This window comes from Acidobacteriota bacterium (assembly GCA_022340665.1).
In the GTDB taxonomy this organism is placed as follows: domain Bacteria; phylum Acidobacteriota; class Thermoanaerobaculia; order Thermoanaerobaculales; family Sulfomarinibacteraceae; genus Sulfomarinibacter.
This window is the reverse complement of the sequence record JAJDNM010000090.1, coordinates 52737-65428: the sequence shown is the minus strand read 5'-3', so window position 1 is coordinate 65428 and position 12692 is coordinate 52737. Positions and strand designations below refer to the sequence as shown.

The following is a 12692-nucleotide window of genomic DNA, read 5'->3' as shown; positions in this document are numbered from 1 at the left end:
CCCCTTCAGAATCCAGATTACAGGAGCAGGCCGGCGATAGTCGCGGTCAGCCACGATGCGATGGCGCCACCAAACATCGCCTTCAGACCGAGGCTCGCCAGATCCGCCCTTCGGTTCGGCGCGACAGCGGCGATGCCGCCCAGCTGGATACCAATCGACGAGAAGTTGGCGAACCCGCAGAGGGCGTAGGTGGAAATGGTCACGGCCCGTGCGGACAACGCGCCTTCCTGAATGTAGGTACCGAGCAGCCCGTAGGCCACCAGCTCGTTCAGCGAGAGCTTGATGCCGAGCAGATTGCCGACCAGACCCGCATCATTCCAGGGAACCCCCATCACCCACGCCAGCGGCCTCAATACGACGCCGAAAAGCGTCTGCAGCGAGCCCGGAAAGATGCCTTTGAACTCGCTGACCACAGGCGACATTCCTCCCGAGCTGTAGGTCACGACCGCGCCGTTCAGCAATCTGCCGTCGATCAGCGAATCGAGCCAGTTGAGAGCCACGTCGAGCACGGCGATCAGAGCGATGAACCCGATCAACATCGCTCCCACGTTGACCGCGAGCTTGAGACCATCGGTGATGCCGTTGGCGGCTGCCTCGATGACATTGCCACCGGAGTCGATGTCCGGCATTTCGACGTCCCCGGCGGTCACCGAGTGCTCGAGCTCCGGATAAATGATCTTCCCGACCAGGAGCGCGGCCGGCGCCGACATCACGCTGGCAGCGATCAGATGGCCGGCATCGATCCCCATCGCGATATAGGCAGCCAGAACGCCACCGGCAATGGTCGCAAAACCACCGACCATGACGGTCAACAGTTCCGAGCGAGTCATGTCAGGCAGGAAGGGTTTGATCAGCAACGGCGCTTCGGTCTGTCCGACGAAAATGTTGGCCGTACAGGACAGAGTTTCTGCACCACTCGTTCCGACCGTCCACCGCATGAATCGAGCAAGGGTCTCGATCACGCGTTGCATGATTCCCAGGTAGTAAAGCACTGCCATGAAGCCGCCAAAGAAGATGATTGTCGGCAGGACCTTGAACGCGAACTGAAACCCGAAACCCGGCCAATTCGCCGCGCCCCCCGGAAAGAAGTACTGGCGGTCGGCGAGATTGCCGAAAAGAAAGCGCGCGCCATAGTCGGAGAGATCGAGAAAGGCTGCGACCTTCTGACTCAGGCCCTCGAAAATCACACGCCCGTGGAAACCTGATGCCACGAGCCAGGCCACGATCGAGGTCACCAGCAGGGCTCCGAGCGGAGCCTGCAGGGCGGGTGCCAACTTGAATCGAGTGTTCACCAGCAAGGCTATCAGGAGGATGATCACCCCGATTCCGACCACCGGGGGCCCGAGGAATCCTAGAACCGCGCTTACGGCGCTCGCGCCGACGAGAAGCGCAGCCACCGATCCATAGCCTCGATCCGACGTGACTGGATCGCGACGCAACACGTACACCGCCACGAGAACGCCGAGAACGCCCATTCCGACAAAACTCCAATAATCGTTGCGCAGGATGATCAGTGCAAACAGGAATTGAAGACCGAGACCCCACAAAACGACACGCGGCCGCACGTCTCGTTTGTGATACGACATCGCCCATGCCAGACCGAGCAGGACCATCACGCCGAGGACACCAATGAACCGCATGGAGGAACCTCCCTAGCCCGGACTATTCATGAAGCCTCTGCTGCGGTCGGCGATGCACCCCACCCAGCGGTGTTTGCTCGCCTCGGGGTGCTCAGCGTACCTTCAAGTACGCCTCCGCGCCCCTCGGGTCGCAAACCCCACTGGCCACAGTACCTCGCCGCCCTCGCCACGAGACCCCATAAATAGTCCGGACTCGGTGACACTTTACACCGACCGTTGTGCCTTTAACCCCTGAGAAATCGTTATAATGCCCTTGTTCATGGATCAGCCGAGGGGGGTGAGCTCAGCCATGGCACTGGACTTCGAAACTGTACGCACTCTGAGGATCATCATCGCAGCCGTCGGTTTCTTTGTGGGAGCAGCTGCCGGCTTCAAGTACTGGGACCTCACCGGAGCTCTGGTCGGTGGGGTGATCGGCGCGTTCGTCGGTTGGAACATTCCGGACTTCTTCAAGGGACGCGCGCAGAAGTGAGCCAGGAATTGGACCGGGCGGGCGACAGTCGCGCACACCTATGATGGACCGCGACCAGTTCGAGTCTGTCGTTGCCGACGCGCTCGACAGCCTGCCGCCCGAGTTCTCCGAGTTGATGTCCAACATCACCGTCCAGGTGCGTGAGGAGCCGGACATTGCCTCGATCGAAAGAGTGGGCCTCGACCCGCGACATCACACCCTCTTCGGCCTCTACACCGGGGTCCCCCTCGATGAGCGCGGCGGCTGGTACGGTAACGTCCTACCGGACGTCATCATCCTGTACCGCCGGCCGCTGCTGCGGGCATGCTCGGACCGGTCCGCTCTCGTCAGGCAGATACAGCTCACCCTTTTGCACGAGATCGGCCACCACTTCGGCTTCTCAGAGGAAGAGATGGATGCGTGGGAGCACGAGTTCGCGGGTCTTGTGGATGACGAGGTTGATTGAATTTCTGATGTTAGATATTCGATTATGGATGTTGGCGCGCGCTATTCGAGCGAACCGAGGTCGACTTTCACGATAGCTTTCCAGGTTCCTGATCTGCCGGTTTCGGACATACAAACAAGATCTAAGATCCAATATCCAACATCGGGTGGGCGGGCGGATCGAGCAACGAGCATCGAGTAACGGGCCTCGCGTTCGTTGGAGTTCGGTATCCTTCCCTCGATGGCATCCGGAAACGACACACTTCACCCTATCGAGGCCTCTCACCTCCAGGCTCGGCGCGAACGCGTCTTCCTGATTTTCGCCGGGATCTTCCTTGGCACCCTGGCAATGCTCAACATCCTCGGCATCAGCCGATTCATAAAACTCTACGAGATCCAGACCGCTGGAGGAACACCGCTGATATTCGCCATCGCAGTCGGCGTTCTGCCTTACCCGATGACCTTTCTCTGCACCGATTTCATCAGCGAATTCTACGGTCGCCGTCGCGCCAACTTCGTCGTCTTCGTCGGCCTCCTGCTGAACATCTGGGTGGTCGTGATCATGTGGCTCGGTGGAGTATTGCCCGGTTTCGAGCAAATCGACCCTGCGACCGGCGAAATCATCCGCGACGCCGCCGGGCGATTACCGGTATTTTTCGAAATCCGCGCCCTGACCTTCGGCGCCGTGACGGCATCGATGATCGCCTACCTGGCAGCGCAGTTCTGCGATGTCTGGGTCTTCCACTTTTGGAAGCGTGTCACCAAGGGGCGTCTCTTGTGGGTACGGAACAATGGTTCGACGATGATCAGCCAGCTTGTCGACACGACGGCGGTCATCCTCATCACCCACTACTATGCCCACGCCCTGCCGGTGGATCCCGCTCACCCCATAGGGCGACAACTCGCCCTGTTCATCCTCACTGGCTATGCCTTCAAATTCATCATTGCCGCGCTCGACACCATTCCGTTCTACATCGGGGTTCACTACCTCAGAGATTACCTCCAGATAGACCCACTTCGAGAGCACGATCTGCACGACAACGATCCGCCCGAATAGCAGAGGTGCGGAGGTGAAAAGGAGCAGGGGAGAACGAGCATGCTTCAGTATTTCGCGGCGATGGGGTAACGCCGGCCGACGCCGAAGGCTTTTGCGGTGATTTTGATCCCTGGAGCGGCCTGCCGACGCTTATACTCGTTTTTCGCGATCAAGCCGACGACTTTACGCACCACTGCTTCATCGATCCCCTCATCAACGATCTCGTCCACCGAGCGGTGTTCCTCCACCCATGCTTCGACGATTCGATCGAGCACCTCATAGGCCGGCAGCGAATCCTGATCGGCCTGTCCGGGACGCAGCTCGGCCGACGGTGGTTTGGTGAGGGTTGCCTCCGGGATGATCTCGTTGTCGGAGTTGAGATAGCGAGCGAGGTCGTAAACCAGGGTCTTGGGTACGTCGGAAATAACCGCCAGTCCCCCGGCCATGTCGCCGTAGAGAGTGCAATATCCGACCGCCAGCTCGGATTTGTTGCCGGTCGCGAGCAGCATGTGGCCTAACTTGTTCGAGAATGCCATCAGCACCCCGGCACGGACACGTGCCTGGATATTTTCCTCCGTGACATCCTCTTCACAGCCTTCGAAATGCGGCGCAAGCTCATCCAGATAGGCCTGAAATATGTCGTCGATCGGCGCCGTCAAGAACCCGATCCCGAGGTTGCCAGCCAGCGCCTCGGCATCGGACACGCTGCCTTCCGACGAGTAGCGTGTCGGCATCGCCACTCCGAGCACCTTGTCGGGCCCGAGTGCCCGCGCGGCGATCACAGCCGTCAGTGCGGAATCAATTCCGCCGGAGAGCCCGAGGAGCACCTTGTCGAAGCCGCATTTCTGAACGTAGTCCCGAAGCCCGAGCTCGAGAGCCGCCAGGGCCTCGGCATTTCGAGAATCTGCAACCGGCCGAATCTCTCCCGTCGGCCCTTCGGCGCCTTTCGTCTCCCCAAGTGCCTCTTCAGGAATCTCGTAAAGGAGCAAATCTTCCTCGAAATCCTTCGCTCGAGCCACCACCCGTCCTTTGCCATCGAAGACCATCGAATGGCCGTCGAAAACCAGATCGTCGTTACCGCCGACCTGATTGGCATATATGAAGAATCGGCCGGAATCCTCGGCGTATCGCCGCATCAGGTCGCGACGCTCACTCGCCTTGCCGAGTTCGAACGGACTTGCCGATAGATTGACCAGGAGCTGCGCCCCACGATGGATCAATTCGAGCACCGGGTCACGGTGGTAGATGCTGCTTCCGTCCAGGTCGGGGTCGGCCCACACGTCCTCACAGACCGAAACCCCGATGCGAACACCCTTGAACTCGACGGGACGCACGTCAACCCCGGGCTCGAAATACCGCGCCTCATCGAACACGTCATACGTGGGCAGGAGACATTTGCGATAACGATTGACGACCTTTCCCTCGTGGCACAAAGCGACAGCGTTGTGGAGGCCCTTCCCGGCGCCCGAGTCGTTGCGGTCGACAAAACCGACGAGGATCCCGAGGCCGGAATCCGAAAGCCTCGCTATGGCATCGAGCTGGGCGAGGTTTTGATCGACGAAGTCAGGTCGTTCCAGGAGATCGCCCGGTGGATAGCCGGTCGTCGCGAGCTCGGTAAAAATCACGAGATCCGAGGATTTACGGCGCGCCCGCTCGACCGCGACCGTCATCACTTCGAGATTGGCGTCGAAGGCTCCAATCGTGTAGTCGAGTTGGGCAACGGCTATCCGCATCAGCAATCCTCCCGGGAAGACAGGATATAACGACCGCAATTGTCGACAAACAACGGCCACCAAGAACAGCGGATACACCAAACCCCGCCGGAGGGCCAGCGGGGTTGGTGAGGAAGGAGGTGAGTCAAAGGAAAATCAAAATCCCCGATCTCATCTTCGTCTACGGATCGCCCTCCGACGGCGTTTAGCCGGCCGCACCCCTCGTGCTAGCATCCAATAAGGTCAGAATTTCTTGTCGGCTACCGAAGGAGCCCGGGATGATGGATCGCATCGGCCATTACAAAATCGTCGCCGAGCTCGGCCGAGGCGGCATGGGCATCGTCTACAAGGCGCACGAAGAATCTCTCAATCGCTACGTCGCCATCAAGGTCCTCGGCGAGCATCTGACAGAGGACCCCGCCCACGTCGAGCGGTTCCTTCGCGAAGCGCGCAGCGCCGCCAGTCTCAACCATCCGAACATCGTCCAGATCTATGCAGTCAGCGAGGACGGCGGCCGCCATTTTTTCGCCATGGAGTACGTCCCCGGTCGGAGCCTGCAGCAGATTCTCAAATCTTCGGGCCCGCTCGAGCCGATCCAGGTCGCACGCATCGCCATCCAGACCGCTTCCGGGCTCCGAGCGGCCCACGACCAGGGCATCATCCACCGTGACGTCAAGCCGGCCAACCTTCTTATCGATGAAAGAGGTCTGGTCAAGATCGCCGACTTCGGTCTCGCCCTGGCGTCCAGTGGCGTTTCCCGGCTCACGGCAACTGGGATGTTCATGGGGACCCCGGGCTACCTCTCGCCCGAGCAGTGCCTGGACCAGAATCCGGACCATCGCACCGACATCTACTCGCTCGGAGTCACTCTTTACGAGGCATTGTGCGGCAAGGCTCCGTTCACGGCCGACAGCCCCCTCGCCCTTCTGCGCCAGATCGTCGAAGTCGATCCCCCAAACCTCGGCGAACTGAATCCCGACCTTGACCCCGCACTGCGATCGATCGTCACCCGCATGATGGCCAAGGATCGCGAGCACCGGACCTCGAGCTGCGCGGAGCTGATCGGCGAATTGCAGGCCTTCCTCGAGAGCAAAGGGGCATCCGGAAGCCTCGTGGAGAGGGTTGCCGCCGGCGCCGCCATTCCTGCCTCGCAGGATTCGGCTCCAGCAACCGATCACGAGCTCGACTTTCTGCCCACCGAAAAGGTACCGAGCGATGCCATCGCTGCCGGGGCGAGGCAAGTGACCGCACCGGCGGTCGAGACCGAGGCGCCGGTGCTCGAAACTTCGGCCGCCGAAGAGCCGATAAACGGTTCCGGCAATCGTCTGGCATTGGTGGCGGTCCTGATTGTTCTCTTCGGATTCGTCGTCATCGTCGGCGCGGCGTTCGTCGCTTGGCGCAACGGAATCTTCCAGGCTGATACGGGTCCGCTGGAGACTTCCGTCGCTGCCGATCCCGGGTCTCGGACAATCACCGAGAGAACCGTCGCTTTGCCTGAACCTGCAGGCGAGGCCGAGGATCCGGGTCCCGCCGCAGGAGTTTCGGACGATGAACAGGCTGGATCGGTGTCCGCAAGGCCGACCGCATCGGCCGAACCCGTCGCGGATGCTCCCGGCGAGCACGAGGCCTCGGCGGTTGAGCCCGTAGTGGGCCAGGTCACCGCGTCCGACCAACCTCGGCGCGAACCGGTGCAGGATCCGCTCCCTCCTCCACCGGTGCAGCTTCCTCCCGAAGGCACCGTCGTGATCGCGGTCGGCGAGCCGGTGCTCGCGGGTGAGGCGGAAACCTTTATCGAGACCGCCCTGGCGCGAGCCGGAATACCGCTGGTCGATGAACACGGAGTCCCCGCACTTGCGGCCCTGATCGGCTCGGGCACCGTACCGGAACCGGGCGAGGTCCGGCGGTTATTGACTCCATTTGCATCCCAGCTGATTCTGATCCGGGTCGAACACCTTGGCGAACGCCCGCTGGTGTACATGGGCCAGAGGGACGTCGCATACCAGGCTCGGCTGGTGATCGTTCCGATCGACATCCAGGATGGAGCGGTCCTGGCTCAACCAGTGAGGATCCGGACCGAGTACACCCATCTCAACGCGCAACGGGTCGCCGAACGAGAGCTCCGCCGGCCTGCCTATCGTCTGTCGCAGTTGCTGGCCGCGAGACAATAGCCAAACTCGCGATCCGGATATTCGTATCAGATGAAAAGGCCACGAAGAAATGCACGTCGCCCTGATTTTCGCGACCGTTCTTCAAGTTGCGGCCTCCCAGCAACCAAAGGTCGCGGCATGTTCTTTCCGAGGTGCGGCTGCAGAACGGTTTCTGAAAAACTCGCAGATTGTCGCCGTCGGAGACTTCGACTCTCTCGCGGTCACCAAACCCAAGAAAGTCGAGCTCACCGACGGTCATCGAACCTGCTTCGCGTTATTCAAGACGATCGATGAGCGTGCATCCGTAAAGAGATTCGCGAACGGGAGCAACGAGCTCCGATTTTCCGACCGGTACACGTACGAGATTGCCGCTTACGAGCTGGACAAGTTGCTCGACCTCGGCATCGTTCCTCCAACCGTCGAGCGGCGCATCAGCCGAGAGGTCGGCTCGCTCAGCCTCTGGATCGAGGACGCGATCACCGAATGGGAGCGTCACAGGGTGCGGAACGTCCATCCTCCGGACCTAGGGCAATGGAACCACCAGATGTTCACCGTTCGGCTTTTCCAGCAGCTGATCTACGACACTGACTACCGAAACACCAACAATCTGTTAGTGACGCCGGACTGGAAGATCTACAAGATCGATTCGTCCCGTGCATTTCGAACCCACAAATGCCTGCGTCGTGAGGCATCCCTCACCAGATTCTCGCGCTCCGTGCTCGACTCGCTTCGAAGGCTCTCGAAGGAGCAACTGAAAGAACATCTCCGGCCGTGGTTGTCAAACGACCAGGTCGAAGCGCTGTGGGTTCGACGCAACCTCGTCCTCGAGCTCGCGGATCGCCGGATCGCCGAGTTCGGCGAGGAAGCGGCCCTCTTTGATTGAGCCCTGGCCAGATACAAGATGCTGGATACTGGATACTGGATGCTGGATGCTGGATGCTGGATGCTGGATGCTGGATGCTGGATGCTGGATGCTGGATGCACCCGGAGCCTGAAGATTTCTCCGCCATTGTCAAACGGCGACTCGTCCCGGTATGTCCGAAGGCGAAGCCCGATGGCCGGATCCAGTATCCAGCATCCAGTATCGGATGCGCGGTTGGTCAATCCCTGCTGCCCCCCAGGAGGCCTGAACGGACCAGGAAATAGAGGAGCGTGGTCAGTGATGACGCGACCGCCGCTACATAGGTCATGGCCGCGGCGTTGAGAACCTTATCCATGCCCCGCCGTTCGGCCGCAGCAACGATCCCGTTCTCGACAACCAGAGCCTTGGCCCGATTCGACGCGTCGAACTCGACCGGCAGCGTTACGATCTGGAATACCAGCACCGCCGAGAAGAGAACTGCGCCGACCATCACCATGTTCTGCGAGGCGAGAAAGAGGCCCAGCAGCATCACGATATATCCCAGGTTGGATCCGATGCTCGCAGTCGGCACGAGCATCGAACGAAGCTTGAGCGGGCCGTAGCCCTTCGAGTGTTGGATCGCATGCCCCGCTTCGTGGGCGGCGATGCCCACAGCGGCCAGCGATCGTGAATCGAAGACGCCGTCCGACAGCGCGAGGGTCTTGCTGGCGGGGTTGTAGTGGTCACTCAACAAGCCACGTGAGCGGCTGATCGCAACATCTGTGATACCAGAGCTTTGTAACACTCTCTCGGCCGCCTCTGCGCCGCTCATGCCGGACGACACCGGCACCTTGGAATAGGTCTTGAAATTGGCCTTAGTGCGCCAGCTCGCCCAGAGCGAGAAGACAAACGCAGGCAAGATGAACAGAAAGTACATCGGATCGAAGTACATTCGATTTCCTCCATTGGCGATCGACGTCCAGGACCGTCGATTCGCACCACATAATACCGTTTTTCGTGCCGGGATATTCCTCGCATGACGCGTTCGGCGAGGCTACCATCCCAGCCTGGAGGCAATATGAGTTCACGACCCGGCCGGTTTCTGCTCCACGCATCGATCACTCTCGGCATGCTGGCCATCGCACTTCTCTTCTACTCGCGGTTTGGCAACGGTGACATAGCCTTCGGCGATCTCGTACTACGCACCCAGAAAGGCATCTCGTATCCTCTCGAGGCGCCGTCGAGTTCGATTCTCCGTCCGCATCGATCGTCGCTGCCCGCGGTAGACAGCGACGCTCCCCAGGTCAGCAATGTCGTTATTTTCATCGGTGACGGCATGGGGGTCGGTACCGTCAGCGCAGCGTCTACCCTTCTCGATCGGCCCGGCAGCGTTCTCAACATGATGGAAACATCGTTCATCGGCCTCGTCAGGACCTGGGCGGCCAACACCCTCGTCACTGACTCGGCCGCCTCCGGTACGGCCCTCGCGACCGGTTTCAAGACCGACAAGAAGATCGTCAGCGTACTTCCGGACGGTTCGGTTCCCGTTTCTCTCTTCGAGGCGGCGCAAAATCAGGGTCTGACAACCGGTGTGATCACGACTTCCGGTCTGGTCGACGCCACACCGGCCTGTTTTTCTGCCCACGTCCCCGATCGCGACCACCACGACCAGATTCTCGAACAGATGCTCGACTCTGGAACATCCGTACTGATCGGCGGCGACTGGTCCAACAACGACAAGGCGAAGCGCAACCGGCGATATAGCGAGATGGAATCGCGCGCGGAAGAGCTGGGTGCGGCGCGTGGCTACCACGTTGTCCGCAATTCCGACGCCTTGATCTCGGCGCCTCTTCCCATCCTGGCCCTGTTTCCTCCCCGCACCGGCTATGCCGAGCAGCACGGACCGCCACTGGACGTCAGCGCACGCCACGTCGTCGAGCTGTTGCTCCAGAAGGGGAATCGATTCCTGCTCCTCATCGAGTCCGAGGTGATCGACGGGACAGCCCACGAAAACGACATCGAGAAGACGATGGCAGGGATGCGAGAGCTGGATGAGGCGGTCGGCGAAGTCCTCGCTCTGGTTTCCGCGCGAGGCGATACTCTCGTGTTGGTGACCGCGGATCATGACACGGGCGGCCTTTCGCTGGTCGACGGAGATTACGACGATGGAGCCGCCACCGTCCGTTGGTCGACCAGAGAGCACACCTTGGAGTGGGTGCCGCTCTTCGCCTTCGGCCCGGGAGCCGGGGCGTTCGTCGGAGTCATCGACAACACCGAGGTCGCAATCCGGATCGCGCAGACGCTCAATCTGCGTCCTTTCCCCCATGTGGCCGAATCTGTAGCCAATTGACCGAATTCGCCCTTTCTGATAAACTTCCGGCGCTTTACGCGGCATCCCGTCCGCAGAGGAGATGGCAGCATGAATCTTCGTAGAAGTCTCAAACGACTTGTTCTCGGGCCTGAGCAGCAGGCGATTCCCGTGCTCGGTCGCAACGACCGATGCTGGTGCGGATCGGGCAAGAAGTACAAGGCGTGCCACCTCGCCACGGACGACCGCAAGCGTTCGGCAGAACGCACCGCCGCGGGGGGGCCCCGCAACGGCGGAATGTTCTAGTCTTCAGAGTCAACCCGCGCAACTCTTTTCGAATACACGTTCAGGGGAAGGTGCGTTTCAGTTCCTCGGCGTGAACCGCCCCAACGCACACATCAATTGGGACTAAGAGCCGTATATCAAGTGTTGCACGGGGGGGAGCACAGAATGGCAAAACTTCAAGTCTTCGAGCCCGAGGGACACGACCACGGCGGGAGCGCGATCGATACCGCACTCACAGAGGTGGTGGACCAGATGCAGGACCAGGCCGACAGTCTGGCGACCCCGTTAAAGAAGACCTTTTCCGGCCACCCTCTCCCGTCGCGCGGTGAGGTCGAGAAAATGGTGGAGCTCCTGCAGTCGGTGATCTTCCCCGGTTACATCGGAAATCGTGACGTGACCGAGGAGAGCCTCGGTTACCACATGGGTTCGAATCTGCACCAGGCGTCCCTCATCATGGTCGATGAGATCCACCGCGGTTTGTGCTTCGCCTGCCAGCTGGGCGAAAGCGACCGAAGCCCGGCTGCCTGCCTCGAGCGGGCCCGCCGGACCACGGTTGCCTTTCTTCGCGAGCTTCCGGAAATCCGGCGCAGGCTGGCTCTTGACGCTGTCGCTGCATACGAGGGCGACCCGGCGGCCTCGAGCCCGTCCGAGGCGATCTTCTGCTACCCGGGAGTCCTCGCGCTGACCTGCCACCGCATCGCACACATCCTCTATTCTTCCGGGGTACCGCTCATACCGCGCATCATCGCCGAGCATGCTCACAGCAAGACCGGCATCGACATCCATCCGGGGGCCCATATCGGCGAGAAGATCTTCATCGATCACGGTACAGGTGTGGTGATCGGAGAGACGGCGATCATCGGCGATCGGGTCCGCATTTATCAGGGAGTCACTCTGGGCGCGAAGAGTTTTCCTCTCGATGAGGACGGAAATCCGATCAAGGGCATCGACCGCCACCCGATCATTAAGGACGACGTGACGATCTACTCCGGGGCCACCATTCTCGGGAGAGTGACCATCGGCAAGGGGGCGGTCATCGGTGGCAACGTCTGGTTGACTCGCGACGTGCCACCGGGCGCCACCATTTCCCAGTCACGGCCGAAGACCGAAATATTCGAAAACGGCGGCGGTATTTGAGCCGTCCTGCTTGAATCCGGAATGAGGAAATCGGAACACCCGTCGGGAGTGTCACGAACATCACAACCGGCGCACGCGAAGTTGCGGCCAGAGCGGTATTCAGCTCATCGTGAGTAGTACGGGTTGGCGCCCGACTCGTGATCGGTATCGTCAAGCACCTGCTTGATCTCCGGCACCTCCTGCAGAATCGCCGCCTCGATGCCATCCTTGAGGGTGACCTGCGACATGCCACATCCCTGGCACCCACCACCGAACTGAATCGTCGCAGTCTCACCATCGACCTTCAGAAGCTCCACCCAACCGCCGTGACCGGCAAGCGACGGTGCGATGCGTTCGTCGATCACCTTCTGGACCTTCTGCGCGAGTGGATCGTCCCAGTGCACCTCGGCCTGAGGATTGGTGAACATGAAACCCGTGCCAGTCGTGTCGGACACGAAATCAACCGACGTCCCATCCAAAAACTCGGCACTTTGGGGATCGATGAACACCTTGAATTCGCCCACATCTACGACGACATCGTTCTCGGAGCTCTCGCCCTCCGCGACCAGAGCCAGCTCGTAGCGAAATTGGTGGCGTCCGAAGCGATGCGCAACCACTCTCACACCAAGGCTCGCGGCCTCACTCATGTCCATGTACTCACGCACTTTCTTCTGTGCGGTATCGGTGAATGTGATCATTTCTTACCCCTTTC

At 60.4% G+C, this 12692-nt stretch carries 11 protein-coding genes and 1 pseudogene; 8 read left to right on the top strand and 4 right to left on the bottom strand.

All coding sequences use genetic code 11. The features are described from left to right. Positions 1 to 17: 17 nt before the first annotated feature. A complete protein-coding gene (locus LJE93_10745; GenBank protein MCG6949378.1) occupies positions 18 to 1640 on the bottom strand; it encodes a NupC/NupG family nucleoside CNT transporter in 1623 nt (540 codons plus the stop codon). A gap of 259 nt (positions 1641 to 1899) precedes the next feature. Here LJE93_10745 and LJE93_10740 point away from each other — a divergent pair, with 259 nt between their 5' ends. From LJE93_10740 to LJE93_10730, 3 genes are all read left to right on the top strand, one after another. Next, positions 1900 to 2112, top strand: a complete 213-nt coding sequence (locus LJE93_10740) for a hypothetical protein (GenBank protein ID MCG6949377.1) — start codon at positions 1900 to 1902, stop codon at positions 2110 to 2112. 40 nt (positions 2113 to 2152) lie between these two features. Next, positions 2153 to 2557 (top strand): metallopeptidase family protein, encoded by a 405-nt coding sequence (locus LJE93_10735; protein MCG6949376.1) that lies wholly within the window; start codon positions 2153 to 2155, stop codon positions 2555 to 2557. Between the two features lie 219 nt (positions 2558 to 2776). After that, on the top strand, positions 2777 to 3592 hold the full coding sequence (locus tag LJE93_10730; GenBank protein MCG6949375.1) for a queuosine precursor transporter: 816 nt from the start codon (positions 2777 to 2779) through the stop codon (positions 3590 to 3592). 44 nt (positions 3593 to 3636) lie between these two features. On the opposite strand, the gene LJE93_10725 is transcribed toward LJE93_10730, so the two are convergent. Next, positions 3637 to 5304, bottom strand: coding sequence for an NAD+ synthase (locus LJE93_10725; protein ID MCG6949374.1), 1668 nt, complete (start codon positions 5302 to 5304; stop codon positions 3637 to 3639). 257 nt (positions 5305 to 5561) lie between these two features. On the opposite strand from LJE93_10725, the gene LJE93_10720 reads away from it, so the two are divergent. Together LJE93_10720 and LJE93_10715 are read left to right on the top strand one after the other, a co-directional pair. Continuing rightward, complete coding sequence (locus LJE93_10720; GenBank protein MCG6949373.1) at positions 5562 to 7451, top strand: protein kinase; 1890 nt, start codon at positions 5562 to 5564, stop codon at positions 7449 to 7451. A 49-nt stretch (positions 7452 to 7500) separates the two neighbouring features. Then, positions 7501 to 8313: a hypothetical protein gene (locus LJE93_10715; protein MCG6949372.1), complete on the top strand. Its 813-nt coding sequence runs from the start codon at positions 7501 to 7503 to the stop codon at positions 8311 to 8313. 217 nt (positions 8314 to 8530) lie between these two features. On the opposite strand, the gene LJE93_10710 is transcribed toward LJE93_10715, so the two are convergent. Beyond that, entirely contained in the window at positions 8531 to 9223 is a 693-nt protein-coding gene (locus LJE93_10710; GenBank protein ID MCG6949371.1) for a zinc metallopeptidase, read from the bottom strand. A gap of 126 nt (positions 9224 to 9349) precedes the next feature. Here LJE93_10710 and LJE93_10705 point away from each other — a divergent pair, with 126 nt between their 5' ends. The 3 genes and pseudogenes from LJE93_10705 (at position 9350) to LJE93_10695 (ending at position 12001) form a co-directional block, all read left to right on the top strand. After that, complete coding sequence (locus LJE93_10705) at positions 9350 to 10621, top strand: alkaline phosphatase (GenBank protein ID MCG6949370.1); 1272 nt, start codon at positions 9350 to 9352, stop codon at positions 10619 to 10621. 69 nt (positions 10622 to 10690) lie between these two features. Further along, positions 10691 to 10828, top strand: a pseudogene (locus LJE93_10700) (SEC-C domain-containing protein). A gap of 288 nt (positions 10829 to 11116) precedes the next feature. Further along, positions 11117 to 12001 carry a serine acetyltransferase gene (locus tag LJE93_10695; GenBank protein MCG6949369.1) on the top strand — a complete coding sequence of 295 codons (885 nt, stop codon included), beginning with the start codon at positions 11117 to 11119 and terminating at the stop codon, positions 11999 to 12001. Positions 12002 to 12105: 104 nt separating this feature from the next. On the opposite strand, the gene LJE93_10690 is transcribed toward LJE93_10695, so the two are convergent. After that, positions 12106 to 12678: an iron-sulfur cluster assembly accessory protein gene (locus tag LJE93_10690; GenBank protein ID MCG6949368.1), complete on the bottom strand. Its 573-nt coding sequence runs from the start codon at positions 12676 to 12678 to the stop codon at positions 12106 to 12108. Positions 12679 to 12692: the final 14 nt, after the last annotated feature.

Bases quoted from the DNA above. Each gene is read 5' to 3' on its own strand.
- LJE93_10745 (MCG6949378.1), bottom strand. From the start codon at position 1,640: ATGCGGTTCATTGGTGTCCTCGGCGTGATGGTCCTGCTCGGTCTGGCA.
- LJE93_10720 (MCG6949373.1), top strand. From the start codon at position 5,562: ATGATGGATCGCATCGGCCATTACAAAATCGTCGCCGAGCTCGGCCGA.
- LJE93_10740 (MCG6949377.1), top strand. From the start codon at position 1,900: ATGGATCAGCCGAGGGGGGTGAGCTCAGCCATGGCACTGGACTTCGAA.
- LJE93_10725 (MCG6949374.1), bottom strand. From the start codon at position 5,304: ATGCGGATAGCCGTTGCCCAACTCGACTACACGATTGGAGCCTTCGAC.
- LJE93_10705 (MCG6949370.1), top strand. From the start codon at position 9,350: ATGAGTTCACGACCCGGCCGGTTTCTGCTCCACGCATCGATCACTCTC.
- LJE93_10695 (MCG6949369.1), top strand. From the start codon at position 11,117: ATGCAGGACCAGGCCGACAGTCTGGCGACCCCGTTAAAGAAGACCTTT.
- LJE93_10730 (MCG6949375.1), top strand. From the start codon at position 2,777: ATGGCATCCGGAAACGACACACTTCACCCTATCGAGGCCTCTCACCTC.
- LJE93_10735 (MCG6949376.1), top strand. From the start codon at position 2,153: ATGATGGACCGCGACCAGTTCGAGTCTGTCGTTGCCGACGCGCTCGAC.
- LJE93_10690 (MCG6949368.1), bottom strand. From the start codon at position 12,678: ATGATCACATTCACCGATACCGCACAGAAGAAAGTGCGTGAGTACATG.
- LJE93_10710 (MCG6949371.1), bottom strand. From the start codon at position 9,223: ATGTACTTCGATCCGATGTACTTTCTGTTCATCTTGCCTGCGTTTGTC.
- LJE93_10715 (MCG6949372.1), top strand. From the start codon at position 7,501: ATGCACGTCGCCCTGATTTTCGCGACCGTTCTTCAAGTTGCGGCCTCC.